General features: G+C 68.7%; 21 protein-coding genes. 4 read left to right on the forward strand and 17 right to left on the reverse strand.

Going from position 1 to position 24,588, the window contains the following annotated elements; translation table 11 throughout:
- Positions 1 to 3: 3 nt before the first annotated feature.
- From ADBZ9K_RS08395 to ADBZ9K_RS08415, 5 genes are all read right to left on the reverse strand, one after another.
- Positions 4 to 1,098 carry a GGDEF domain-containing protein gene (locus ADBZ9K_RS08395; RefSeq protein WP_526619619.1) on the reverse strand — a complete coding sequence of 365 codons (1,095 nt, stop codon included), beginning with the start codon at positions 1,096 to 1,098 and terminating at the stop codon, positions 4 to 6.
- A 79-nt stretch (positions 1,099 to 1,177) separates the two neighbouring features.
- Positions 1,178 to 2,542, reverse strand: coding sequence for a carbamate kinase (locus ADBZ9K_RS08400; RefSeq protein WP_526619620.1), 1,365 nt, complete (start codon positions 2,540 to 2,542; stop codon positions 1,178 to 1,180).
- Complete coding sequence (locus ADBZ9K_RS08405) at positions 2,539 to 3,957, reverse strand: oxamate carbamoyltransferase subunit AllG family protein (protein WP_526619621.1); 1,419 nt, start codon at positions 3,955 to 3,957, stop codon at positions 2,539 to 2,541. The genes ADBZ9K_RS08400 and ADBZ9K_RS08405 overlap by 4 nt, the downstream gene beginning before the upstream one ends.
- A complete protein-coding gene (gene fdrA, locus ADBZ9K_RS08410; RefSeq protein WP_526619622.1) occupies positions 3,954 to 5,516 on the reverse strand; it encodes an acyl-CoA synthetase FdrA in 1,563 nt (520 codons plus the stop codon). Before fdrA ends, ADBZ9K_RS08405 begins: the two co-directional genes overlap by 4 nt.
- Before the next feature lie 3 nt (positions 5,517 to 5,519).
- Complete coding sequence (locus ADBZ9K_RS08415) at positions 5,520 to 6,179, reverse strand: cysteine hydrolase family protein (protein ID WP_526619623.1); 660 nt, start codon at positions 6,177 to 6,179, stop codon at positions 5,520 to 5,522.
- A gap of 128 nt (positions 6,180 to 6,307) precedes the next feature.
- Here ADBZ9K_RS08415 and ADBZ9K_RS08420 point away from each other — a divergent pair, with 128 nt between their 5' ends.
- Positions 6,308 to 8,392: an acyltransferase family protein gene (locus ADBZ9K_RS08420; RefSeq protein WP_526620837.1), complete on the forward strand. Its 2,085-nt coding sequence runs from the start codon at positions 6,308 to 6,310 to the stop codon at positions 8,390 to 8,392.
- 19 nt (positions 8,393 to 8,411) lie between these two features.
- Positions 8,412 to 9,158, forward strand: a complete 747-nt coding sequence (locus tag ADBZ9K_RS08425; protein ID WP_526619624.1) for an enoyl-CoA hydratase — start codon at positions 8,412 to 8,414, stop codon at positions 9,156 to 9,158.
- A gap of 2 nt (positions 9,159 to 9,160) precedes the next feature.
- On the opposite strand, the gene ADBZ9K_RS08430 is transcribed toward ADBZ9K_RS08425, so the two are convergent.
- A complete protein-coding gene (locus ADBZ9K_RS08430; protein WP_526619625.1) occupies positions 9,161 to 10,444 on the reverse strand; it encodes an HNH endonuclease signature motif containing protein in 1,284 nt (427 codons plus the stop codon).
- A gap of 45 nt (positions 10,445 to 10,489) precedes the next feature.
- On the opposite strand from ADBZ9K_RS08430, the gene ADBZ9K_RS08435 reads away from it, so the two are divergent.
- The gene (locus ADBZ9K_RS08435; protein WP_526619626.1) at positions 10,490 to 12,265 is read left to right on the forward strand and encodes a DUF1214 domain-containing protein; all 1,776 of its coding nucleotides are present in this window, start codon (positions 10,490 to 10,492) and stop codon (positions 12,263 to 12,265) included.
- A 3-nt stretch (positions 12,266 to 12,268) separates the two neighbouring features.
- Here the strand turns inward: ADBZ9K_RS08435 and ADBZ9K_RS08440 are convergent, their stop codons facing one another.
- Genes ADBZ9K_RS08440 through ADBZ9K_RS08475 form a run of 8 tightly spaced genes read right to left on the reverse strand, consistent with a single transcriptional unit; the run spans position 12,269 to position 21,503 of the window.
- The gene (locus tag ADBZ9K_RS08440; RefSeq protein ID WP_526619627.1) at positions 12,269 to 13,378 is read right to left on the reverse strand and encodes a 2-oxo acid dehydrogenase subunit E2; all 1,110 of its coding nucleotides are present in this window, start codon (positions 13,376 to 13,378) and stop codon (positions 12,269 to 12,271) included.
- Positions 13,375 to 14,391, reverse strand: a complete 1,017-nt coding sequence (locus tag ADBZ9K_RS08445) for an alpha-ketoacid dehydrogenase subunit beta (protein WP_526619628.1) — start codon at positions 14,389 to 14,391, stop codon at positions 13,375 to 13,377. The genes ADBZ9K_RS08440 and ADBZ9K_RS08445 overlap by 4 nt, the downstream gene beginning before the upstream one ends.
- Position 14,392: 1 nt before the next feature.
- The gene (pdhA, locus tag ADBZ9K_RS08450; RefSeq protein ID WP_526619629.1) at positions 14,393 to 15,448 is read right to left on the reverse strand and encodes a pyruvate dehydrogenase (acetyl-transferring) E1 component subunit alpha; all 1,056 of its coding nucleotides are present in this window, start codon (positions 15,446 to 15,448) and stop codon (positions 14,393 to 14,395) included.
- Between the two features lie 60 nt (positions 15,449 to 15,508).
- On the reverse strand, positions 15,509 to 16,327 hold the full coding sequence (locus ADBZ9K_RS08455; protein WP_526619630.1) for an HpcH/HpaI aldolase/citrate lyase family protein: 819 nt from the start codon (positions 16,325 to 16,327) through the stop codon (positions 15,509 to 15,511).
- Entirely contained in the window at positions 16,327 to 16,806 is a 480-nt protein-coding gene (locus ADBZ9K_RS08460; RefSeq protein WP_526619631.1) for a MaoC family dehydratase, read from the reverse strand. The genes ADBZ9K_RS08455 and ADBZ9K_RS08460 overlap by 1 nt, the downstream gene beginning before the upstream one ends.
- Positions 16,803 to 17,966, reverse strand: coding sequence for an acyl-CoA dehydrogenase family protein (locus ADBZ9K_RS08465; RefSeq protein ID WP_526619632.1), 1,164 nt, complete (start codon positions 17,964 to 17,966; stop codon positions 16,803 to 16,805). The genes ADBZ9K_RS08460 and ADBZ9K_RS08465 overlap by 4 nt, the downstream gene beginning before the upstream one ends.
- Before the next feature lie 13 nt (positions 17,967 to 17,979).
- Positions 17,980 to 19,950, reverse strand: coding sequence for an acetyl/propionyl/methylcrotonyl-CoA carboxylase subunit alpha (locus ADBZ9K_RS08470; RefSeq protein WP_526619633.1), 1,971 nt, complete (start codon positions 19,948 to 19,950; stop codon positions 17,980 to 17,982).
- 2 nt (positions 19,951 to 19,952) lie between these two features.
- Entirely contained in the window at positions 19,953 to 21,503 is a 1,551-nt protein-coding gene (locus ADBZ9K_RS08475) for a carboxyl transferase domain-containing protein (RefSeq protein WP_526619634.1), read from the reverse strand.
- Positions 21,504 to 21,555: 52 nt separating this feature from the next.
- On the opposite strand from ADBZ9K_RS08475, the gene ADBZ9K_RS08480 reads away from it, so the two are divergent.
- Positions 21,556 to 22,233: an SACE_7040 family transcriptional regulator gene (locus ADBZ9K_RS08480; RefSeq protein WP_526619635.1), complete on the forward strand. Its 678-nt coding sequence runs from the start codon at positions 21,556 to 21,558 to the stop codon at positions 22,231 to 22,233.
- On the opposite strand, the gene ADBZ9K_RS08485 is transcribed toward ADBZ9K_RS08480, so the two are convergent.
- From ADBZ9K_RS08485 to ADBZ9K_RS08495, 3 genes are all read right to left on the reverse strand, one after another.
- Positions 22,230 to 22,385 (reverse strand): hypothetical protein, encoded by a 156-nt coding sequence (locus ADBZ9K_RS08485; RefSeq protein WP_457224941.1) that lies wholly within the window; start codon positions 22,383 to 22,385, stop codon positions 22,230 to 22,232. The genes ADBZ9K_RS08480 and ADBZ9K_RS08485 overlap by 4 nt on opposite strands.
- Before the next feature lie 48 nt (positions 22,386 to 22,433).
- A complete protein-coding gene (locus tag ADBZ9K_RS08490; protein WP_526619636.1) occupies positions 22,434 to 22,643 on the reverse strand; it encodes a hypothetical protein in 210 nt (69 codons plus the stop codon).
- A 62-nt stretch (positions 22,644 to 22,705) separates the two neighbouring features.
- Entirely contained in the window at positions 22,706 to 24,580 is a 1,875-nt protein-coding gene (locus ADBZ9K_RS08495) for an alpha/beta hydrolase family protein (protein ID WP_526619637.1), read from the reverse strand.
- Between the last annotated feature and the right edge of the window lie 8 nt (positions 24,581 to 24,588).

Consider the following 24,588-nt stretch of genomic DNA (forward strand, 5'->3'; position numbering starts at 1 on the left):
CGGTCACACCGTGGACTGCTCTCCCCCGACGTGCGGGGGCTCCACCACGACGGCGGTGCCGCCCACCCGCTTGGCGCGGTACATCGCGGCGTCGGCACGGTGCAGGATCGGTTCCAGATCCAGCTCGGCGGCCTCGACCCGCTCCCAGGTGACGCCCACGCTCGCCCGCAACCGCGACCCACGCGCATCGCGCAGCTTCAGGCCGCGCAGCCGGTCGACGAACCGGTCGAGTTCGGTGTCGGCGGGAATCCCGGCGATAAGCACGAATTCGTCGCCCCCAACTCGCGCAGCGATGTCGCCGGTGCGCACGGTCGCCGCAAGCTGTCGGGCCACCACCTGCAGGGTGGCATCCCCGGTGCCGTGCCCGTGGTCGTCGTTGAGTTGCTTGAACCCGTCGAGGTCGATGACCACCACCACCAACACCGCACCCGGCGCGCACCGGGCCACGGTCGCTTCGGTTTCGACGAAGAGGCCGCGCCGGTTCAGCAGCCCGGTCAGGGGGTCGCGATTGGCCGCGTCGGCCGTGGCGCTCAAACCACGGCGAGTGCCCTCGATGGCCACGGCGGCGACCGCCGGCATCACAACAACCGTTGTCAGCGCCGGCAGGAAGTACAGCGACAGCTCCGACAGGCTGGCACCGTCATAGCGCACACCCGCCCAGGTGAACACCAGAATCGTCGCGGTCGCATACGCGCAATGGACAGCGAGCACCCGATAGCCCAGCAGCACCGCGGCGAACACCCCGAGCAGGCACATGTAGACCGTGCCCGACAACCGCGCCTGGGGCGCGGTAAGCACCGCAGCCGACACCGCCAGCGCGACATCACCCCACACCACGAACGCGATCGCGAGCCGGTACCCCGGCCACGGGCGCAGCAGCCACCGGCCGCCGATCACGATCGCCGACACCAGCAGCACCAGATGAACGGCCCGCGGTCCCCAACCCTGCGGCCCCAGTGGCTGCACGGTGTGAAACTGCTCCACGGCACTGAGCAGTCCCAGGCCGATGCACGCGACGCCGATAAAGACCCGGATGGCACACTGATAGCCGGTCGCGCGCAGCACCGCCGACGATATGGCGAACTCTCGTTCACCCATGCGTAAGCCCTCGGGTCGTGGCCGATACAAGTGTGACGGATGGTACGGGGAGCAGCCGATGCTGACTAGAGCGGGCGGGTCAGGAGACGCCTTCGGCCGCCGTGTAGGCCCGCCAGCCCCCGTACCGGCTGATCTCGTGCTGACCCTCGACGAGTGCAGGCTCACCGATCACCCCGAGCACCGTCGACCCGTCGTCGAGCCGAACCTTGCCGATCGAGAGCCCCGGCGGCTCGCTGAGCAGGATGCCGGCCAGTCCCGCCGCCGGAACTGACCAGACCTCGACGGCGACGCCCACGCCGGACCCGTCGGTCACCCGGATCATCGCGGGGTGCTGGTCGTTGATCGTCCACAGCCGATACACCGGTTCGGTGACGGCCTCGCGGACGAAGGTGGCCCCGGCCGCGGCCATGTTCGGTGACAGCTTCAAGCCACGCATCAGGGTGCCGTTGACCGCCAACAACACCGCACCACCGTCATTGTCGGCGACCGGCACTGCGGTGGTGTCGCCGACGATCCGAGTCCCGGAGGTGCCGGCGAGAATGGCCGGGATCTCCTCGGCGGCGCCGATCACGCCGACCCCGCCGGGGGTGCTGGCCACGAAGTCGGCGACGGCCTGGACCTTGGGTTCCATTGAGCCCTTGCCGAACTGGCCGGCCTCGATGTAGTCGCGCGCCTGCTCGACGGTGATGGTGTCGAGCCACTTCTCGTCGGGGGTGCCGAAGCCGACGGCGACCCGGGGCACCCCGGTCGGGATCATCAACAGGCCGGCGCCCAATTCATGGGCCAGCAGCCCCGAAGCAATGTCCTTGTCCACCACGGCTTCCACCCCGGAGACAGTGCCCTCGGCCGAGACGGCCACTGGGATTCCGCCGCCGCCGACGGCGACGACGATCGCGCCGTCGTCGAGCAACCGGCGGATCACATCGGTTTCCAGGATCCTCGTCGGCCGCGGCGATGCCACAGTGCGGCGCCACCCGCGACCGGCATCCTCGGCGATGGTCCAGCCCAAGGCTGCCGCCATCGCCTCGGCCCTGTCCTTGTCGAGGAAGACGCCGACGGGTTTGGTCGGGTTGGCAAACGCCGGATCGTCGAGGCCGACCACCGAGTGGGTGACTACCGCCACCACAGGGCGGGTCAGTCCGCGCCGGGCCAGTTCGTTGTGCAGCGCCTTGACGAACATGTAGCCGATCGCACCCTGGGTGTCGGCCACGGCATAGTCGACCGGTACCGGATCGACCTCGTCCTTGGCTAGTTCGGAGCGGCGCAGGATGAACCCCACCTGCGGCCCGTTGCCATGGGAGACAACGAGTTTCCAGCCCTGCTCCACCATGTCGATCAACGGCGGAACCGTGGCACTGACGGTGTCGTACTGCTGCGGGATGGAGTCGTGGTCGGCGTCGGTGACCAGGGCGTTGCCGCCGAATGCGACGATCGCGATGCTCATTTTTCGGCTTCCAGGCCAGGCGCCAGTGCAGCCAGCGCGTCGGTGAAACACTCCATGGGCGCGGTGGTGATGCCGGCCCCGATCTGTCCGACACCGGCCTTGCGGTGGGCGATTCCGGTGTTGATGATGGGCAGTACCCCGGAGTCGACCACGAGGCGCGCGTCGATGCCGGCGGGAGTGCCGCCGAAGTTCAGCGGGGGCAGCGTGAAGGCCGGGTTGGCGCCCAGCGTGATCGACAGCATCCGGCGGCTGTTGGCGGTCGCGTCAGCCGGTGTGCCACCAACGAATTGGACGATGGCCGGTGACGCCGCCATGGCGAAACCACCGAGCCCGCTGGTCTCGGTGATCGCCGAGTCGCCGAGGTCGGCGGCCGCGTCGTCGACGGTGTAACCCGGGAAGTACAGACCGTCAACGGGATTGGCTGGGGCCTGGAACCACCGGTCGCCGGTTCCGCTGAGCTTGATGCCGAAGTTGACGCCGTTTCGGGCCATCACCGTGACCATGCTGCTGCCCGGCACACCGGCGGCAGCGTCGGTCATCGACTTGCACGCCGCCATCGAGATGTTGAGGAAGAAGTGGTCATTGCCGGCGACGAACTCCAGCGCCCGGTGTACCGCGGCCGACGGCACCCCGCACTCCAGCAACGACAGCGTGAGCCGCTTGAACAGCAGCGCCGAGGCGGCGGCGTTGCGGTTGTGCAGTTCGTCGCCCATGTGAAGTGCTTGCGCCATAAGCGGTTTGAGGTCCGGGTCGGCCAGCCCGCGCACCGCGGCCTGCATGGTGGCGAAAAAGTCGCTGCCCAGCCACCGCAGCCGGTCCAGCACCTCGGGTGAGTTGGCGCCGAACCTCAGCACCTTGCCCAGCCCTTCGTTGAGATTGCAGAACGCCCGGTTGCCGGCGGCGGTGTTCTCCACCACCCAGACCGGCATCGACGGGCTGATTATGCCCGCCATCGGGCCGACCGCACCGTGCTCGTGGCAGGGTTCCAGTGCCACGAAACCACTGTCGACGAGCCTCTCGGCGGCATCGAGATCCTCGGCCCACCCCTCGTAGAGGATGGCGCCGGCGATGGCGCCGCGCTGCGGTCCGCACATGTCGGGCCAGGCGATCGGCGGGCCGGAGTGCAGGATTCGTCGCTCCCCCGGTCCCAGCCCTGGCATCGCCTCGCCGGCCCGCACCAGGTCGACCAGCCGCGGCTGGGCAGCGAGATAGCGGTCGTAGGCGGTTCGGTTGGCCGCCTCGATGCGTGGGTCGCCGACCAGGGTGGCCAGCGTCCAGCCCAGGGCCGCATCGGCTCCGGCGGGCGGCGCCCAGGTGAGGTTGGTGACTTGCCCGCCGGCAGCGGTGATGTTGGCGGCGAATCCCTGCAAGCCGACGTTGACGACCTTGAGATCTTGATCGAAGAGCTTCTTCACTGCCCGCCTCCGCTGCGTTCGGCGATCACAGCGGCCGACCAGACCGCGGCCTCGGCGTTGCTCGACGCGACCAGGACTCCGGCCGCCTGCAGGCCGGCGACAACGCCGGCGCGGTCCTGCGGATCCAGGTCGGTGCCGCACACGTAACCGATGAAAGCCACCGTCCGGCCGTCGGCCCGGGCCGTGGCGGTGGACTCCGCGATGACCGAGATCAGGCCGGCCGCCGGGTCGGCGGCCGAGCCGTAGCCCAGCACAACGTCGAACAACACCACGGCGGTGGCCGGGTCGGCCGCCTCGTCGCGGATGCGGGCGTCCTTGCCCGACGGGTCGATCATGGGATGCGGTCTGCCCTGAGTGAATTCGTCGTCACCCATGTCGACGATGGTGTTCTCCAGGCTGGTCCTGATGTCGGGCAGCGCGGTGTTGCCGCGCACCGGGGTGTTCGAGTGGGCGGGGATGCCGTGGGAGCGGTGCACCAGCTGCGCCTCGTAGCAGAATGTCCCGCCCGAGAAGATGCCCCGGACGTAGCGTTGACTCGGCGCCATCGCGCGCGCGAGATCGCCCAGGGTGCGCCGCATGTCGTCGGCGATGGTGATCTCGGCGGCACTGGGCTGTTCCCCGCGGGCGAGTGCGGCGGCCATATCGGCGGCCTGGGCCAGGTAGGCGGCGCCGTACACGCCGTCACCGGTGATCGACGCCGGGTCGGCACCGAGGAAGATGACCACCACCGGCTTGACGCTGGCCCCAGCGGCGGCCAGCACTTTCGCGGCCACCGCCTCCGACGGCGGCTTGGACACCAGCACAATGACCTTCGTCGCCGGATCACCGTCGAGGGCAGCCAGCCCGTGCAGCATCGAGATGCCGCCGATGGCGTCGGCCAGGTCGTGGCCCCCGGTTCCCAGTGCCTGCGACACCCCGGATCCGTTCTGGTGGATCCGGACGGTCACCTCCTGGGTGCCGGTGCCGGATGCCCCGACCACGCCGATCGGGCCGCGGCGCACGACGTTGGCGAAACCCAGCGGTATGCCGTTGACGATCGAGGTGCCGCAGTCCGGGCCCATCACCATCAGGTCGGCGTCACGGGCATACTCCTTGAGCGCCAATTCCGCTGCGGGACTGACATTGTCGCTGAACACCACGACGTCAAGGCCCAGCCGCAGCGCCTTCATCGCCTCGGCGGCGGCATAGTCGCCAGGTACTGAGATCAGGGCGAGGTTCAGCGCCGGGTCTTTGGCGACGGCCATCTGGATGCTGGTGGTCGGAGCGGCGGCACCGGTCTGCTCCCCGCCGTCGGCGGGTGCGGCCGAGAGCAGCTTGTCGGCCAGTGCCAGGGCCTCGTCGCAGGCCTGCTCGCTGCCGGCGACGGCGACGAGCAGGTCGTTGGGACGGACCTCGAAGGTGCCCAGACCGGCCTGGGCCAGGTTGTCGACATTGGTGGCCGAGGCCATCACCACCGAGGCGGCCTCGATGCCCGGCACCGAGGTCACCTGGGCCGACACCGTCATCAAGGACACCGAGTCCTTGTAGAGGTTGGGGTAACAGCGCGAGCCCGTGCTCATCGGTCAGGACGTCGCGGCCAGGAAACGGTCGGCGTCGGAGACCCAGCCGAAGATGCCGCCCTGGGCCTTGATCATCTCCAGCGCCACCCGCTGGAACTCCGGGAAGTAGGAGGCCACGCCGTCGGACAGGACCACGCATTCGTAGCCGCGGTCGTTGGCCTCGCGCACCGTGGTGTGCACACAGACCTCGGTGGTCACCCCACACACCACCAGGGTCTTGATGCCGCGGTCGGACAGGATCTGGGCGAGGTCGGTGGCGTGGAAGCTGCCCTTGCCGGGTTTGTCGATCACCGGTTCGCCGTCAATGGGATACAGCTGCTCGATGATGTCGTGGCCCTGCTCGCCGCGGACCAGGATGCGACCCATCGGGCCGGGTTCGCCAATGAAGGTCTTGCCGCCGCGGTGCAGCTTCGCCGGTGGGCAGTCGGTCAGGTCGGGGCGGTGCCCTTCGCGGGTGTGGATCACCAGCATCCCGATCTCGCGGGCCCTCGTCAGCACCCGCTCGATCGGCTCCACGGCGGCCAGCAACAGCGAGGTGTCGTTGCCCAGCGCCTCGCCGAACCCGCCCGGCAGGACGAAATCGCGCTGCATGTCGATGATGACCAGCGCGGTGCTCGTGACATCGAAGTCCAGCGGGAAGGGCTCTGAGTCGATGGTCGGCATTGGATGATTGAAACGCAACCGGCGAATATTCGCGCGCCGCGCGGGCGTGGCAACACCGCGGCGGCTCCCGGGACGTCAACAATGGGTGTCGAGTTTCTGCCCACCACGAAAGAAACGAGCTCTTGCCGCTGGCCCACCGGAGGTCGCGAACCGACTTCCGCCCGGACATCGAAGGCCTGCGCGCGGTCGCCGTCGTCGCAGTCGTCGCCTTCCACGCCCGCCTGGGCATCGGCGGCGGATTCGTCGGGGTGGACGTCTTCTTCGTCATCTCCGGCTTCCTGATCACCCGGCTGCTGATCTCCGAGGTGTCGACGACCGGCCGGGTGAACCTGGCCCGCTTCTACGGTGCGCGAGCCCGCCGCCTGCTGCCCGCGGCCGGCACGGTGGCGGTGGTCACCGCTGCCGCGGCGGCGGTGCTGCTGCCGCCGGTTCAAGCCCGCTCCGTGTTGGGTGATGCGCTGGCCAGCGCGCTCTACGTCGGTAACTACCGGTTCGCCATGCACGGCACCGACTACCTTGCCGACTCGTTGCCCTCGCCGTTCCAGCACTACTGGTCACTCGGCGTCGAGGAGCAGTTCTACCTGCTGTGGCCGGCGGTGATCCTCGGGGCGGCGTGGCTGGTGCGGAGGAGGGCTCGCCGCTCGGCAGTGCCGTACTTCGCGGCGGCGCTGCTGCTGGTCGCCGTGTTGTCGTTCACGCTGGCCTTGGTGTGGACCCAGACGTCGCCGCCGTGGGCGTTCTTCTCGCTGCCGTCGCGGGCCTGGGAACTGGCCGCCGGCGGCTTGGTGGCATTGTCGGCGCCGTTGTGGCGGCGGCTGGGGCCCAGGCCTGCCGCGGTGTCGGGCATCGGGGGGCTGGTGCTGATCGCCGCGACCTGCCTGCAGCTCGACGAGCAGACGCCCTACCCGGGCACGGCGGCGTTGCTGCCGGTGCTGGGGACCGCTCTTGTGATCGGCGCGGGGTGCGCGACACCGCTCGGTGGGGCGGGCCGGTGGCTGTCACTGCCGTGGATGCGGGGACTGGGCAGGTTGTCCTACTCGTGGTATCTGTGGCACTGGCCGGTGCTGATCTTTGTGCCGCTCCTGGCCGGTCGCGAGCTCGGTGTGATCGGGCGGCTGGTGGCGGTGTCGGCATCATTCGCGTTGGCCGTGCTGACCCTGCGCTATGTCGAGCTTCCGGTGCGCCGCTCGATCCCGCTGCGCCGCTCCGCCGGCCGCAGCCTGGCCCTGGGTAGCGCGGTCACCGCCGCGACGGTCGCGGCGGCCCTGGTGCTGCCGGTGTTCGTTCCTGCCTCGGTGGGGCACGGCAACCCGGCCCCGGCCGCGGTGGTCGAGGCCCGCGGTTCGGATCCGTTGGCCGATGCGATCACCGGGATCGCCGCCGCGGTGGCCGCCTCCGCGCAGCGGCACGACGTCCCCTCCAACCTCACTCCCCCGCTGGACGCCGCGGCCGTCGACAAGCCGTCGGTGTTCGTCAACGGGTGCGTACGCTCCTGGCTCGAGACCGGCGTGCCGGAATGCGCGTCCGGGGATCCGGCGGCGCCGACAACGGTGGCACTGGTCGGCGACTCGCATGCCGCCATGTGGCAACCCGCCCTGGAAGGCACGGCCCGCCAACAGCATTGGCGCCTGGAAACAATGGCGAAAATCACCTGCCCGATCCAGGGCGCGGAAATCACCAGCCCCTACTTGGGGCGGGAATACACCGAGTGCCGGACCTGGCGCGCGCAGGTCTTCGACCGCCTGCGCGCCGAGCGACCCAAGCTGATCGTGGTCAGCATGGCGCGGCGCTACGGCGCTGATTTCGGGTTCACCACCTATGACCGGGGGTGGCTGGACAGCCTCAAGGCCCTGGTCATCCAGCTGCGATCAACCACCGGCGCCCGGGTACTGGTGCTGGGTCCGGTGCCCGACCCACACTCCGCCGTGCCGGTCTGCCTGTCCGCCCACCTGACCGACACCCGCGCCTGCACCCCGGCGCGGCCGGTCGCGATGAGCACCAACGGGATTGCGGCCGAACGGGCCGCCGTACAGGCCGGCGGCGGGCAGTACGCCGACCTGTCGGCGTTGTTCTGCACCGAGGCGGTGTGCCCGGTGATCGTCGGCAGGGATCTGGTGTTCCGCGACGACAACCACATCACCATCGCCTACGCCCAAACGCTGGGGCCCGTCCTCGGCATGATCACCGAGCAGGCGATAGCTCCGCGCAGCTGAGGTGGCAGGATTGCTGCCCGTGGCAGACCTGGTGCTTTATCAACTCGTCGATCGCGTCGCAGTGATCACCGTCAACGACCCCGACCGCCGCAACGCCGTCACCGACACGATGTCGCAGCAGCTGCGCGAGGCGGTCAAGACCGCCGAGTCAGAGGCCAACGCCGTCGTGGTCACCGGTGCAGGCAAGGCGTTCTGCGCCGGAGCCGACCTGTCCGCTCTCGGTGCCGCGGCCAAGGAAGGCCTGGAACGGATCTATGCCGGCTTCATGGCCGTCGGCCGGTGCACCCTGCCGACCATCGCCGCGGTCAACGGTGCGGCGGTCGGCGCGGGCCTGAACCTGGCGCTGGCGGCCGACGTGCGTATTGCTGGTCCGCACGCGATCTTCGACCCGCGCTTCCAGAAGCTCGGCATCCACCCCGGCGGCGGCGCGACGTGGATGCTGCAGCGTGCGGTCGGCCCGCAGGTTGCTCGCGCGGCGTTGTTATTCGGCATGCGGTTCGACGCCGAATCCGCGGTGCGGCACGGACTTGCCCTGAGCATCGCCGAGGACCCGGTCGCCGCCGCCCTGGAGCTGGCCGCCGGACCGGCGTCCGCACCGCGCGAGGTGGTTCTGGCCACCAAGGCGTCGATGCGGGCCACCGCCATCCCGGGCTTCCTGGACACCGAGCATCACGAGGCCGCCAAGGACATCGAGCTCGGCCCGCAGGCAGCCTCGATCGAGTCACCGGAATTCAAGGCCCGGCTGGCCGCCGCGCAACGCCGCTGAGGTCAGGCGACGAGCACCCGCAGCAACCGGCCGTTGAGGTATACCTCGGCCGTGGTCATCGGCATCTTCGGCGTTCCCGGCGCCGGCGGCGCGACCGAGTGGTAGTGCGCCCCGGTCGGTGTGGTGAATTCAGCTGTGTGCCTACCGTTCTCGTCGACATCCGTCGTCACGCTCCACCCCGCCACTTCCTTGGTGTAGTTGCACCCTTCGCACAGGCCCAGACCGTTGGCGGCGCTGGTGCGCCCGCCGCGCCGGTGTGGTTCGGCGTGATCCCGATGGCGGATGGGTGCGTCACAGTACGGGGTTCGGCACCGTTGGTCTCGCAGGGCGATGAAGTCGGCCAGCCCCTTCGGGAAAAGCCGCGATCGTGACTCCAGCGCCACCAGCGCACCACTGCCCGGGTTTGCGTAGAGCCTGCGCAGCGTGGCTCGCGAGCGGGTATCGGCCTTGGTGTCCAGGATCATCTTCTGCGCGACCGCCGATGGAACGGTGCCGTAGCCGGCAATGACGGCCGAGCCGTGCTCCGCGCCGAGCAGCGCCTGATCGGAAATCACCATGGTGACCGCGATCGGAACCGCCTGGTCGGCCGGCCGCCCGGTCACCCGCTCGACCAGGGTGTCGGCCATCACCTGGCCGCGGGAGCGTCCGTCGCAGGTGACATCGGCCTCGCGCTTGAGCGCGGCGTACACCGAAACCCCCTGAGCCATCGGCAGCAGCGCCGTTACGTAGGTCATGGTGTCCGGCGCCGGGCGAATGGTGACCGTGCGCTCGCTCTCGGCTCTAGCCGCGCGGTCCACCACCGCGTGCGGATCCAGTCGGTAGGCAACCGCCTTGGCGGACGCGGCCAGCGCCGCATCACCCAGCCCCTCCAACCTGGCGGGATCCGCGCACAATTCGGCGTCGAGCCGACGCCGGTCCTCGACATCGAGGCAGGCAGACTCCCGCACCAGGATGGTGGCCCGCCATTCCGACAACACCCCGGCTTCCAGGGCCGCCAGCGTGTGCGGCATCTCGCGCACCAGCGCCTTGGCCAACCCCAGGTGGCGGCCGCCGCGGGTGGGCGAATCCCGCCGGGCCAGCGCGACCTCGGCGGCCACTCCACGGCCGCGACGCGCTGCCGGCATTCCCGCCGCCGCCTCCGCGGACCGTCGTGCCGTGTCCAGCGCGACCGTGAGCCGCGCCTGCCGCGCCGCCGCGGCCGCCTTGAGCCGCTCCAGCGCCGCGATCCGCTCGACCAGCGCCGATTCATCGGCATCCAGATCGATCTCCAACAATGTATCGAACATACGTTCGATAGTAATCGAGGGTACCGACGTCTTACAGTCCGTTGTGTGACACACGCCACACCCAGCCGATATGCCCGGTACGTTGGCCGAGTTGGGGCACTGGCGTTCGCGCTCGGCGTCGGCGTGGCGGTGGCCAGCAGTCCCGGAGTCGCGGCGGCCGACACCGGCACCGGGTCGAGTTCGACCGCCCACTCACCGCGGCAGGCCGCGAAGGCACCGAAAGCCGCCCAAACCCAGGCCGTCGCCGGCGTGGTCTCGCCCAGCACGTCAAGGCGGGTGGCCGGACAGGTGCGCAGCCGCCCGGTGGCCCCCCGTGATGTCGCGTCGGTCTCCGATGTCCTCGGTTATGCCCGGCGCGAAGCCGAGCAGCAGGCGCAGCGACCCGCCCAGAACGTCCAGGCACGCGAAGGCGCCAGCACCACCACCGCGGAGGTGACGATGCTGGAGAACCCGGGACCGGCCGAAACGACGTCGGTTCTGGCCACCCCCGATCAACTCGACGGCGAACGGCTCGCCACCCAGCTGGCCAACTCCCCGATCGTCCGCCTGGCCAAGGCTGTTCTCAAAGTCGGCTGGTGGCTGGCCGCGCAGAAGAACTTCGCGATGGTCGGTGGCCCCGACCGGCAGAACATGGCACAGCTCGACCAGGCGGTCACCGAGTATGCGACACAGGCAGCCATGGAAGTGCTGTTGCTGAACTCCAACGCCCCCAAGATCTTTCAACAGGTAGCACCTGCCCACAGCTGGTATGGGCAGAGCTTCACCGGGACCCGAATCTGGTACGACAACCCGGACACCATCTACCGATTCGTCGGGGTGAACAACGCGTCGTCGTACGTGATCACCGGCTCGTTCACCGGAGCACTACCCGCCGACACCAACTTCAGTGTGCTCACCGGACTCAATGGCACCACGGCCAGCAACATCAACGGCCGCGACCTGGCGGTCAACCCCGACGGCACGTTCACCATCACCGTTGATTCCACCCCCACTGCCCCCGGACAGACCAACCACCTCTATGTCCCTCCCGGCGCCACCCTGATCACCACGCGAAACACCTTGTCGGACTGGACCACCCAAGAACCGATGAGCCTGTCCATCCAGCGGGTCAGCGGCCCGCCCGACAGCCTGTTCAGCCAGCTCGGCGGTTTCGCGATCCCCGGCATCGGCCCACTGGTCTCCAGTAGCCCGCTGCTGACGTCGCTGGTGTCGCTGGTCCCACCCTTGCCGGCGCCGCGGATTCTGCAGTCGATCGAGACGGCCGCCATCATGGTGCTGCTCGGCATCAGCGGTGAGGACCGGTACATGGGTGTCGCCACCCGGGCCACCCCGAACGTGCTCTCCAGCCCCGACCACAACGCCGCGTTCCTGGCGACCCAACTGCAAAGCGCCGGTTACTTTCAGCTCACCGACGACCAGGCACTGGTCATCACGATCGACCCAGGGAAGGCCCGCTATTTCAGCGTGCCGGTGACCAATGATTGGACGATCACCGACAACTACTGGGACGAGCAGACCAGCCTGAACGTCAGCCAGTCCGTTGCCAATGCTGACGGCACCTACACCATCGTGGTCTCGCCCACCGACCCCGGTGTGGCCAACTGGGTTTCCACCGGCGGCCTGAACCAGGGCACGATTTCCATCCGGTTCCAGGACTTCGATCCGACTTCCGATATCGACCCGAGGGTCGGTTCGCAGGTGGTCGCGCTCACCAATCTCACCACGGTGCTGCCCGCCGGCACCGTCTACGTCACCACCCAGGAGCGCGCGGCGCAGATCGTCAAACGCCAACTGGGCTACGCCAAGCGCTACGCACGCTGAGCGCTACAGGTCCAGCAGCGCCGTGTCCGGCGATTCGATCAGCCCCCGCAGGTCGGTCAGGAACGCCGCGGCCTGCGCCCCGTCGGCAACCCGATGATCGAACGCACAGGTCAACGTCATCGTCGGCCTGGCCACCACCTCGCCATCGACCACCACGGCCCGCGGTTCGAGCGAACCCATGCCCAGGATCGCCGCCTCGGGATAGTTGATCACCGGGACACCCTCGTCCAGGCCGAGCGCACCGAAATTGGACACGGTGAACGTCGACCCGCCCAACTGAGCCGGCGCCAGCGTGCCCGCTCTCGCCCGCCGCACCAGATCGTCGACGGCCGCGGCCAACCGCCTGGTCGTACAGGCGTGGGCGTCGGTGACCACTGGGACCACCAAACCCCGCTCGGTAGCCACGGCAAGCCCCAGCCGCACGTCGCGATGCAGCCGAATCTGCTCCTCCCCTTCGGATTCCACCCAGGTCGCGTTCAGCATCGGGTGGCGCGCCAGCGCAATGACGAGCAACCGGAGCGTCAGCACGAACGGCGTCACATCCAGCCGGTCGCACAGCCGCACCAAAGCCGAACACTCCACCTGCACGCTGGCGTGGGCGTCCGGAATCCTGCTGCGAGACAACGCCATCTGGGTGGCCATCCGGGCGCGGACGCCGCGCACCGCGACGGTTTCGGCGGGCGTCGCGGACGCACCGAGCACGTCGTCGCGGGTGATCACGCCGTCGGTTCCCGAACCTGGTTGCAGCTCATGCAGATCCACCGCCAGGTCAGCGGCCAGCTTGCGCACCTTGGGGGCCGCGCGCGGTCGGCGGCTGCGGTCCATGCCACTGTCAGTTCCGTACCCGACCAGTACCGGCGTGCGCTGCAGCGTCGCCGACCCGGTGTCGATGCGCACCAACAGCGTTCCCACCGGTAGCGTCTCACCCTCGGCACCACCGAGCTCGACGACCCGACCCGCATAGGGGCTCGGAAGCTCGACCTCGGCCTTGTTGGTCTCGACGGTGCACAACGTCTGATTGAGTTCGACGACGTCACCGACCATCACGGCCCACGCGGTGATGGTGGCGTCCTGCAGGCCCTCACCGAGGTCGGGCACCAGGAAGTCGCTCATGGCCGTCGCATCGCCTTCTCGACGCAGTCGAGCAACCGGTCCACGCCGGGCAGCCAGGCCTTCTCCAGCCTCGCCGGTGGATACGGGGTGTCGAAGCCGGTGGCGCGCAACACCGGTGCCTCGAGGTCGTAGAACAGCTCTTCGGAGATCCGCGCCGCCAGCTCGGCCCCGAAGCCCAGCGTGCGCGGCCCCTCGTGCATGACCACCGCACGGCCGGTCTTGCGCACCGACGTGGCGATGGTGCCGAAATCCAGCGGGCTCAGCGACCGCAGGTCGATCACTTCGAGATCGCAGTCCGCGAGCTCGGCCGCGTTCAGCGCGGTACCCACCAAGCCGCCGTAGGTCAGCACGGTGACGTCGTCGCCGGCCCGGCGGACCGCGGCCTGTCCGATCGGCGGACCCGGCTCGGCGAAGTCGACGTGCTCGCGTATCCAATAGCGCCGCTTGGGTTCCAGGAAGATCACCGGGTCCCGGGCGGCGATCGCGTGCCTGAGCAACCAGTAGGCGTCCGACGGCGTGGAGGGCGCGACGACCTTGAGCCCGGCGGTGTGCACCCAGTAGGTCTCGGTGGATTCCGAATGATGTTCCACCGCACCGATCCCGCCGAACGACGGAATCCTGATCGTCACCGGCATGTCGACCTGCCCGCGAGTGCGCATCCGGTACTTGGCCAGATGGCTGACCACCTGGTCGAACGCCGGATACGAGAAGCCGTCGAACTGGATCTCCGGGACGGGTACGAAACCGCGGATCGCCAGGCCGACGGCGATCCCGACGATGGCTGACTCGGCCAGCGGTGTGTCGAAACACCGCTGCTCACCGAAGGTTCCGGCCAATCCCTCGGTGATTCGGAACACGCCACCCAGAGTGGCCACGTCTTCGCCGAATACCAGCACCCGGTCGTCGGCGGCCATCGCGTCATGCAGCGCGCGGTTGATCGCTTGGACCATGGTCACGGTGGTGACCTGCGGCAGGTCGGTCAGCTTCGGCGGCCGTTCGACGATCTGCGTCATCTCACACCTCCTTCGCCATCTCGGCGAGCAACTGCTCGCGCTGGGCCGACAGCACGGGTGTGATCTCGGCGTAGACGGTGTCGAAGAGCTCACCGACATCCGGGTCGGGAGCGTCGACCACCGCGTCGCGAAGCTCGGCGCTCAGCCGCTCGGAGCGGGCGGCGATCCGCTGTTCGACCCGCTCGGTGAGGACGCCGTCGCGGCGCAGATGGCTGCGGTAGCGGGCGATGGGATCCCGGGCCGCCCACTCGTCGAGCTCCTGTGCGGGCTGGTAGCGGGTGGGATCGTCGGAGGTGGTGTGCGGTCCCATGCGATAGGTGACCGCTTCGACGAGGGTGGGTCCCTGCCCGGCCCTGGCCCGTTCGGCGGCCTCGGCCATCACCGCGTAGCAGGCCAGCACGTCGTTGCCATCCACCCTGATACCGGGCATCCCGTAGCCCTGCGCGCGGTGGGCGATGGTCGGGGCGGCGTGCTGGCGGCTCACCGGAACCGAGATCGCCCACTGGTTGTTCTGGACGTAGAACACGCACGGCGCTTTCTCGACGGCAGCAAGATTCATCGCCTCATGGGTGTCGCCTTCGCTGGTGGCTCCGTCGCCGAGGAAGGCCACGGTCACCGAGTCCTCACCGAGTCGCTGAGCGGCCATGGCAGCACCGACGGCATGCAACGCGTGGGTGGCGATGGGGATGCTGATCGGCGCGCAGCACTTGCCGGTGAAGTCCAGCCCGCCGTGCCAGGCGCCCCGCCACACGGCGGCCATCTGCGCCGGCGCGATGCCGCGCACCAGAAAGGCGCCGAGCTCGCGGTATTGCGGAAAGAGCCAGTCGGACTTGCGCAGGCAGCCGACGGCTCCGACCTGTGCGGCTTCCTGACCCCGGCAGGACGCGTACAGCGCCAGTTCCCCCTGGCGTTGCAGGTTGACGAACTCAGCGTCGAGATCGCGGGTGACGACCAGGTTTTCGAAGAGCCAGATCAGGGTTTCCGGCGGCGGGTCGCGCCGGTATCGGTCATCCGCTGTCGCGGTTCCATCCGGCGCGATGAGCTGCACCGTTTCCATGCCGCCTCCAGTCCGCTCAGTGCGGAGGCGGCCAGAGCAACCCGTTGTACGAGCTGCCAGCTAACGGCCGGGGTCGGGCGCCAACTGGACGATGCGCTCTGCTCGCCGCAGCACCGGGGCATCCACCATTATGCCCTCGTATTGGAAGACACCGCGTTCCTCGCGGGCCTTCCGCAGCACGTGTCGGGCCCAGTCGACAGCCTCGGCGCTGGGCGCATAGCCCTCTCGGATGACGGCAATCTGGCTGGGATGGATCGCGACCTTGACGTCGAAGCCCACGGCGACGGCGTCGTCCACCTCGGCCCGCAGCCCGTCGAGATTGCGGATATCGAGGAACACCGAGTCCAGGGCCAGCCGGCCGTAGGCCTTGGCCGCCAACAGACTCTGCGATCGCACGTGCCGGGCCACCTCGCGATAGGAGCCGTCCGGGTAGCGGTTGTCGGTGCCGCCGAGAACGGCGAACAGATCCTCGGCACCCCACATGACCGCCAACGTGTTGTCCGCTCGCGCCGTCTCGGCCACGGCGAGCGCACCCAGCGGCGTCTCGATCAGCACCACCACATCCAGCGGTGCCAGTGCCCTAACCTGCTCGGCCGACTCGGTCTTGGCCAGCATCACCGTGGTGTACGGCGTGCGGGCCAGGGCCGCCAGGTCGCGGGGATGGTCGGCGGTGGTTGACGGGTTGACCCGCACGACGGTGCGGGCCGGGTCGAGCTGGGTTGCCACTAGCGCCTCGCGGGCCGCCTCGCGATCCTTGGCGGCCACCCCGTCCTCGAGATCGAGGATGACGACATCGGCTGCGGCCGCGGCTTTTTCGAATCGTTCGGGGCGGTCGGCGGGGCAGAACAGCCAGGCGGGTCCCGGGTTGTCCAGTGCCATCAGGCGGGCTTCTTCCTGACCATCGTCTTGCGCGTCGCGGTGGCGACGATATCGCCGTGCTGATTGCGGGCGGTGTGGGCGAACGTCACGATGCCCTCGCCCGGGCGGCTCTTGGACTCGCGTTTGTCGGTGACGACGGTCTCGGCGTACATCGTGTCACCGTGGAAAAGCGGCTTGGGGAAGGCGATGTCGGAGAAACCGAGGTTGCCGACGATCGTGCCCTGGGTCAGCTGCGCCACCGACAGCCCCACCAGCGTGGACAGCGTGAACATCGAGTTCACCAGCCGTTGATGGAAGGGCGGCAGTGCGTCGGCGAACGCAGCGTCCAGATGCAGCGCCTGGGTGTTCATGGTCAAGGTGGTGAACAAGACGTTGTCGGCCTCGGTGATGGTGCGCCCGGGGCTGTGCACGTAGCGCACCCCCAACTCGAATTCCTCGAACCACAAGCCGCGCTGGACGACGACCTTCTCCTGCGTCATGCCACACCCAGCTCTCGGGCGATCAACATCAGCTGCACTTCGGTGGTCCCCTCGCCGATTTCGAGGATCTTGCTGTCCCGGTAGTGGCGGGCGACGGGGTACTCGTTCATGAAGCCGTAGCCGCCGTGGATCTGGGTGGCGTCGCGGGCATTGTCCATGGCGGCCTCGCTGGCAACCATCTTCGCGATCGCGGCCTCCTTCTTGAACGGCTTGCCCGCCAGCATCAGGGCGGCGGCGTCGTAGTAGGCGGTACGCGCCACGTGGGCGCGCGCCTCCATCCGGGCGATCTTGAACTCGATGGCCTGATACTTGCCGATCGGCTGCCCGAACGCGCTGCGCTCCTTGGCGTATTTCACGCTCTCCTCGACGCAGCCCTGCGCCGCGCCGGTGGACAGCGCCGCGATCGCGATGCGGCCCTCGTCGAGGATCCGCAGGAAGTTGGCGTAGCCGCGGCCGCGCTCGCCGAGCAGATTCTCCTCGGGGACCCGCACGTCTTCGAACGTCAGCGGGTGAGTGTCCGAGGCGTTCCAGCCGACCTTGTCGTAGGCGGGTTCTGCGGTGAATCCGGCGGTGGGCACCGGCACCAGGATCGAGGAGATCTCCCGCTTGTCGCCGCCCCCCCCGGTCACCGCTGTCACGGTGATCAGCTTGGTGATGTCGGTGCCGGAGTTGGTGATGAACTGCTTGGAGCCATTAATAACCCAGTTCGCCCCATCCAATCGCGCGGTGGTCTTGGTGGCACCGGCGTCGGTGCCGCCGCCGGCCTCGGTGAGCCCGAACGCCCCGAGGGCCTGCCCACTGGTCAGCTGCGGCAGCCACTCCTGCTTCTGGCTCTCATTGCCGAACCGGTAGACCGGCATGGCGCCCAGCGAGACCCCGGCCTCCAGGGTGATCGCCACGCTCTGGTCGATCTTGCCGAGCTCCTCCAGCGCCAGGCACAGGGCGAAGTAGTCACCGCCCATGCCGCCGTACTCCTCGGGGAAGGGCAGACCGAACAAGCCCATCTCGGCCATCCCGGCGACGACCTCGTAGGGGAAGGAGTGTTCGGCATCGTGTGTGGCCGCCACCGGCGCGACAACGCTGCGGGCGAAGTCGCGCACCGTCATGGCGAGCTGCTGGTATTCCTCCGGAAGGGTCCCGGTGGAGAGGAAATCGGTCATGATTGCGCTTTCTCTACTCGCCATTTTCTGGGGTGGCGCTGACCTTGGCCAGCAGCTGCCCCACCTTGACTTGGTCGCCGACGGCGACGTGAAGTTCGACCACGCCGTCGACCGGCGCGGCCAGCGAATGCTCCATCTTCATCGCCTCGACGGCGACCACCACGGTTCCCGCCGTGACGGTGTCACCGTCGGAAACGCCTACGGCGACAACGGCTCCGGGCATCGGGCTAACCAACTCCGCATCGCCGCCCTGTTCGTCGTCGGGGCGCACCGGCGCTTCCCGCAACTCCTCGACCAGCACCGACCGGCCACCGCCGGCCAGCCAGATCTGCTGGCCGTCGGTGGCGACGGTGTAGGTGCGGCGAAGTCCGTTCACAGTGACCGAGAGACTCGCACCGGCCAACCGTGCTGACAGCGAACGGCTTTCGCCGTCCTCGATCCGCACCCACGCGTTCTCGGGTGTTCCGGTGATGTGGACGTGATCGGTGCGCGCACCGGAGCGCAGCCGCAGGCTGGTCGGCGCGGGCGCCCCGATTCGCCACCCCGACGGCACGTCCCACGGATCCGCCGCTCCGGTGGGCCAGCGGGTCAGCCAGCGATACGCGGCAGCGGCGATGAACACCTGGTCACCGGCCGGCTCGGCGGTGAAGACCGCACGATCGATGAGGCCGGTGTCGAGTCGTCCGGCAACCACATCCTCGTCGGCCAGCAGGAACCGCAGGAATTCGATGTTGGTACCGACACCGAGCACCGCGGTTTCGGACAGCGCCCGGTCGAGCGTGCGCAGCGCGGCCGAACGGTCTGCACCGTGGGCGATCACCTTGGACAGCATCGGGTCGTAGTCGCTGCCGACCGTCATCCCCGCCGACAGGCCCGAATCCACCCGCACCCCTGACGGTTCCAGCAGCCCCAGCACCGGACCCCCGGTGGGCAGGAAACCGGCCGACGGGTCTTCGGCGTACACCCGCGCTTCGATCGCGTGGCCGCGCATCTCGATGTCGTCCTGGGTCACCGGCAGCTTCTCCCCCGCCGCGATGCGCACCTGCCATTCGACAAGGTCCCAGCCGGTGACCATCTCGGTGACCGGGTGCTCGACCTGCAGCCGGGTGTTCATCTCCATGAAGAAGAACTCGTCGGGCCGGTCGGCGGAGACGATGAACTCCACGGTGCCCGCGCCGACGTAGTCGACGCTGCGAGCGGTGTCGCAGGCCGCCGCGCCGATCCGCGCCCGGGTGGCCGCGTCCAGCAGCGGTGAGGGCGCCTCCTCGATGACCTTCTGATGCCGGCGCTGCAGGCTGCATTCCCGCTCACCGAGGTGCAACACGGCGCCGAACGTATCGGCCAGCACCTGGACCTCGATGTGCCGGGGACGCAGGACGAACCGTTCCAGGAACAGGGTGTCGTCACCGAAGGCCGCCGCCGACTCGCGCCGCGCCGAGGCCAACGCCGCGGGCAGCTCGGCGGCGTCGTCGACGCGCCGCATCCCCTTGCCGCCACCGCCCGCCGACGGCTTGACCAGGATCGGGTAGCCGATGCCGCCGGCGGCCTCGATGAGTTCGGCGTCAGTCAGGCCGGGCCGTGCGATGCCGGGGACCACCGGCACGCCGAACGCCGACACCGCGGCCTTGGCAGCGATCTTGTCGCCCATGGTGCCGATCGCGGCCGTCGGCGGCCCGATGAATGCCACCCCCGCCCGCTCCAGCGCCGCAGCGAATTCGGAGTTCTCCGAGAGGAATCCGTATCCGGGATGGACGGCCTGGGCCCCGGTCTCAAGCGCGGCCGCGACGACGGCCTCGATGTCGAGGTAGCTCTGCCGCGCCGGCGGCGGACCGATCCGGACTGCCACGTCGGCCTCGGCGACGTGACGGGAGGCCGCGTCGGCATCGCTGTACACCGCGACCGACTCGATACCCATGGCGCGCAGCGTGCGGATAACGCGCACCGCGATCTCGCCTCGGTTGGCGACAAGGACTCTGCTGAACATCGTCACATCCTGAAGACGCCGTAGGACACCGGGTCCACGGGAGCGTTGGCGGTCACCGAGAGCGCCAGTCCCAGAACAGTTCTGGTGTCGGCGGGATCGATGACGCCGTCGTCCCACAGCCGGGCGGTCGAGTAGTACGGATTGCCCTGGTGCTCGTATTGCTCCCGGATCGGCGCCTTGAAGGCGTCCTCCTCCTCGGGAGTCATCTCCCCGCGCACGGTGGCCAGCACCGAGGCGGCCTGCTCACCGCCCATCACCGAAATGCGCGCGTTGGGCCACATCCACAGGAACCGGGGCGAATATGCCCGTCCGCACATCGAGTAGTTGCCCGCGCCGTAGGAGCCGCCGATGACCACGGTGAGCTTGGGCACCCGCGCGCAGGCCACCGCGGTCACCATCTTGGCGCCGTGCTTGGCGATGCCGCCGGCCTCGTAGTCGCGGCCGACCATGAAGCCGGTGATGTTCTGCAGGAACAGCAGCGGCACCATCCGCTTATCGCACAGCTCGATGAAATGTGCTCCCTTGAGCGCGGATTCGCCGAACAGTACGCCGTTGTTGGCGACGATGCCGACCGGATGGCCGTGGATGCGGGCGAAGCCGGTGACCAGGGTGGCGCCGTATTCGGCCTTGAACTCGCTGAATTCGCCGCCGTCGACGATGCGGGTGATCACCTCGCGCACGTCGTAGGGCACCCGGGCGTCGACCGGGACGACATCGTAGAGCTCGTGCTGGTCGGCGATCGGATCGACGGTGGGCGCGACATCCCATGGCCGCGGCTCGCGGGGGCCCATGGTGGCGACGATGCGCCGGACGATGCGCAGCGCGTCACGGTCGTCGTGGGCCAGGTGGTCGGTGACGCCAGAGACCTTGGAATGCAGGTCGCCGCCGCCGAGCTCCTCGGCGGTCACCACCTCGCCGGTGGCGGCCTTCACCAGCGGCGGCCCGCCCAGGAAGATCGTGCCCTGGTTGCGCACGATGATGGCCTCGTCGCTCATCGCCGGAACGTAGGCGCCGCCGGCGGTGCACGAGCCCAGCACCGCGGCGATCTGCGGAATGCCCGCCGCACTCATGGTGGCTTGGTTGTAGAAGATGCGGCCGAAGTGGTCGCGGTCGGGGAAGACCTCGTCCTGGCGGGGCAGGAAGGCACCGCCGGAGTCGACGAGGTAGAGGCACGGCAACCGGTTCTGCAACGCGATCTCCTGGGCGCGCAGGTGCTTCTTGACCGTCACCGGGTAATAGGTGCCGCCTTTGACGGTGGCGTCGTTGGCCACGATCATGCACTCGCGTCCGGAGACCCGGCCGATGCCGGTGATGATCCCGGCCGCGGGGCATTCGTCGTCGTACATGCCGTCGGCGGCCAGCGGCGCGACCTCGAGCAGCGGGCTGCCCGGATCCAACAGCCCGTCGACCCGGTCCCGGGGCAGAAGCTTGCCGCGGGCGACGTGTCGCTCACGGGCGCGCGGCGATCCGCCGAGCGCCGCCGCGGCCAGCTTGGCGCGCAACCGCTCGACGAGCTGCAGGTGCGCCGCGCGGTGGGCAGCCGGTGATGCCATCGTCGATGTCCCGTCACGATTGAGTTAATGACGACTAACTCGTGTAACGTTAATGGAGATTAACCGAAACGTCCAGACACGTTCCCGGAGGGTCCTCATCGAAACGTCCACTCGCCGCAGCAGGCAGAAGTCGGACCGCCGGTCGGCTCTGTTGGCGGCCGCGGGACGGTTGATGGCCGAGAAAGGCTTCCAGGCGGTGCGGCTGGAAGACATCGGCGCGGCGGCCGGGGTGAGCGGCCCGGCAATCTATCGGCATTTCCCCAACAAGGAAGCGCTGCTGGTCGAACTGCTGGTCGGCATCAGTACCCGACTGCTGGCCGGTGCGCAGGCCGTTGTGTCCGGCGCCGAGGATCCGGCGGCGGCGCTGAACGGACTGATCGAGTTTCACCTCGATTTCGCCCTCGGCGAGTCGGATCTGATTCGCATCCAGGACCGCGATCTGGCGCAGCTACCGTCCGCGGCGCAGCGTCAGGTCCGGCGGGCTCAGCGCAGCTATGTCGAAATCTGGGTGGGGGTGCTGCGCGAGCTGCATCCCGGCCTGCCGGAGGCCGACGCCCGGTTGATGGCGCACGCGGTCTTCGGTCTGCTCAACTCGACCCCACACAGCATGAAGCCCCTGGTGGCCAAGGCGGCCGACCCGGGGCGTTCACGCGAGGTGCTGCGGGCGATGACGGTGGCTGCACTGTCTTCGGCGACGTCCGCCGACCACCGTTCACGCCGCAGCAGCTAATACCAGACTTTCCTTCCGCCGACCGGACGGCCCACGGCGCCCAGCACCCACAGCACGGCACCGATGACCAACAGAATGATCCCGATGGTCCACAGGATCTGGATCTTCAGAACGAAGCCCAGAATGAGCAGGATTGCCCCGAGTACGATCATTGCTTCCTCCAGATAGTCACTTGCTGAACTCTTTTGAACACTTTTCGGCTACTGGCTAGGTTGTGGCAGGTTGCAGCTGGCAACCTTGGGATTGACACCCGCGTAGTTGAGCGGGCCTGCCACGACGGTCAACGCGATAGACCCAGCAGTCGCGCAGTTGGCTTGACTGTTGGAGAAGTAACCGCGCTGCCAGGTAGCGAACACCCCGATCAACAGCCACACGATGACGATTGCACCTATGATTCCGCGCCCTCGCATGGTGATCCTCCTTGATCGTCCGCAGCACTTGGCGCCCAAGGTTTTACCCGCTCGAAAGTTTCCTAAACATCGCTGCGGCCGAAGGCCATCGCCAGCCAGTCGGCCACCGCTGCCGCCAGCGCGGCGTGGTTCTCGCGTTTGACGATCTCGTGCCCGTCATCGTCGAAGAGCAGGTAGCGGACCGCGCGGCCGCGTGCGCGTAATGCCTCGACGATCTGCTCGGATTCACTGACCGCGACATTGGTGTCGGTGCCGCCATGCACGACCAGTAGGGGTGCGACCAACGAGTCCACCCGCTGCAGCGGGGAAAGCGCGTCGAGCAGTTCGCGGTCGGCGACGGGGTGACCGTATTCCGGATAGGAGGCGGCCGCGATCCACGGCTCGGTGGTGCGGTAGAACGTGCCCAGATCGCTCATCCCGCAGATGGAGACACCGGCGACGAACAGACCGGGATGGAACGCCAGCGCCGCCATCGTCAGGTAACCACCGTATGACCAACCGGCACAAGCGATTCGCGCCGGATCGGCCAGGCCGTGCCCGCCGATATAGATAGCGCAGTCCGCCACGTCGTCGATCGCGGCGAACCTTTTCTCCTTGTCATCGGCGTGGACGAATTCGCGGCCGTGACCGCCCGAACCCCGCACGTTGGGCGCGAACACCGCGATGCCCTCGTCGAGCAGACCCGGGAAGATCTCGCTGTGCCCGGGGCGGGCCTGTCCCTCCGGGCCGCCGTGCAGGTAGATCATCATGCCGATCTGCTCGACGCCAGGCGGCGGGCAGTACAGCCACCCGGACAGCGACCGACCGTCGCGCGCAGTGACGGTGTGCAACCGCGGGCGCGCGCAGACCGGTCCAATGCTCGGTTTGCGGTCGATGCGCTCCCACTCCCGCGAGCGCGGGTCGACGAGTTCGACGGTGCGCGGCATGTCCGCCCCCTGGACGGTCATCGCGACCATCGACCCGCCGGCACTGATAGACAGTTCACCGGCAACCAGGCTGGGCAGCGGGATCGGTTCACTCAACGTGTAGTCGGCATACTCCAGAATCTGTAATTCGCTGCAGCCGTCGATGTTCCACAACAATGCCACGGTCGACAAGTCGTCGCTGACCACGAACTCGTCGAGGTCGTAGCCCGGCCGCTCGGCGACCACGTGGTAGGCCACGCCGCCGGGAGTGACGGTCACCTCGAGCAGGCGGCTGTGCGATGCCCCGTTGTCGCTGCGGATCAGCGCCCGCACGTAGCCGTCGGTGCCGTTGGGGCCGTAGGTGTGCGCGGGGTGGTACAGCTCGGTGTGCTCGCCGTCCGGGCCGGTCCGCAACCGTCGCGGGTGGTGGTCGTCGAGAATCACGCCCACATCGGTGCAGGATCCGGGATCGGAAGGGAGCAAAGCGATTTCGGTCAGTCCCTTGAGCATGATCAGCTCCCGGTAGCCGCGGGGCCCAACGCGGATCAGCGCCGAGCCGGCCCAGGCGTCGACGAGCTGGCCGCCCGACCGGCGATCCAGCACGACGACACTGCCGTCGACCGGATCGATCAGGGTGGACTGACCGATGCCGTCCTCGCCGGTGAGGATCGCGCAGACCCGGGTGCCGTCCCAGGCGATCAGCTCGGCGGTGCCAGCCATACCGTCGGTGTCCATCCCGTCGATGCGGCGGGCCATCCGGTCATCGGGATCGGTGGTGACCACCCAGACCTGGCTTCGGGTGCTGCCCTCGGGCGCGACCTGACAGGCCAGCCAATGACCGTCGGCGGAGTGGACGACCTTGGTGACAGGCCCCTCGACCGGCAGTTCGACGTCACGCGAGGAGCTGGCCCGCCAGCCCCGCAGGAAGCGTTGGACGGCACGCGGATAGCCGCCGTCGTCGACGATGTGGGCGAACGCCGTCGCGTCGGGCGACAACGAGGCGCCATAGGTTGCCCGTACGTCGTGTTCCACGCCACCTC

Origin of the sequence: Mycobacterium sp., from assembly GCF_965229265.1 — a bacterium.
In the GTDB taxonomy this organism is placed as follows: domain Bacteria; phylum Actinomycetota; class Actinomycetes; order Mycobacteriales; family Mycobacteriaceae; genus Mycobacterium.

Excerpts from the sequence above, each read along its gene's own strand:
- ADBZ9K_RS08395 (WP_526619619.1), bottom strand. The coding sequence starts at position 1,098 with ATGGGTGAACGAGAGTTCGCCATATCGTCGGCGGTGCTGCGCGCGACC.
- ADBZ9K_RS08400 (WP_526619620.1), bottom strand. The coding sequence starts at position 2,542 with ATGAGCATCGCGATCGTCGCATTCGGCGGCAACGCCCTGGTCACCGAC.
- fdrA (WP_526619622.1), bottom strand. The coding sequence starts at position 5,516 with ATGAGCACGGGCTCGCGCTGTTACCCCAACCTCTACAAGGACTCGGTG.
- ADBZ9K_RS08415 (WP_526619623.1), bottom strand. The coding sequence starts at position 6,179 with ATGCCGACCATCGACTCAGAGCCCTTCCCGCTGGACTTCGATGTCACG.
- ADBZ9K_RS08430 (WP_526619625.1), bottom strand. The coding sequence starts at position 10,444 with ATGTTCGATACATTGTTGGAGATCGATCTGGATGCCGATGAATCGGCG.
- ADBZ9K_RS08440 (WP_526619627.1), bottom strand. The coding sequence starts at position 13,378 with ATGAGCGACTTCCTGGTGCCCGACCTCGGTGAGGGCCTGCAGGACGCC.
- ADBZ9K_RS08445 (WP_526619628.1), bottom strand. The coding sequence starts at position 14,391 with ATGACGCAGATCGTCGAACGGCCGCCGAAGCTGACCGACCTGCCGCAG.
- pdhA (WP_526619629.1), bottom strand. The coding sequence starts at position 15,448 with ATGGAAACGGTGCAGCTCATCGCGCCGGATGGAACCGCGACAGCGGAT.
- ADBZ9K_RS08455 (WP_526619630.1), bottom strand. The coding sequence starts at position 16,327 with ATGGCACTGGACAACCCGGGACCCGCCTGGCTGTTCTGCCCCGCCGAC.
- ADBZ9K_RS08460 (WP_526619631.1), bottom strand. The coding sequence starts at position 16,806 with ATGACGCAGGAGAAGGTCGTCGTCCAGCGCGGCTTGTGGTTCGAGGAA.
- ADBZ9K_RS08465 (WP_526619632.1), bottom strand. The coding sequence starts at position 17,966 with ATGACCGATTTCCTCTCCACCGGGACCCTTCCGGAGGAATACCAGCAG.
- ADBZ9K_RS08470 (WP_526619633.1), bottom strand. The coding sequence starts at position 19,950 with ATGTTCAGCAGAGTCCTTGTCGCCAACCGAGGCGAGATCGCGGTGCGC.
- ADBZ9K_RS08475 (WP_526619634.1), bottom strand. The coding sequence starts at position 21,503 with ATGGCATCACCGGCTGCCCACCGCGCGGCGCACCTGCAGCTCGTCGAG.
- ADBZ9K_RS08480 (WP_526619635.1), top strand. The coding sequence starts at position 21,556 with ATGGAGATTAACCGAAACGTCCAGACACGTTCCCGGAGGGTCCTCATC.
- ADBZ9K_RS08485 (WP_457224941.1), bottom strand. The coding sequence starts at position 22,385 with ATGATCGTACTCGGGGCAATCCTGCTCATTCTGGGCTTCGTTCTGAAG.
- ADBZ9K_RS08490 (WP_526619636.1), bottom strand. The coding sequence starts at position 22,643 with ATGCGAGGGCGCGGAATCATAGGTGCAATCGTCATCGTGTGGCTGTTG.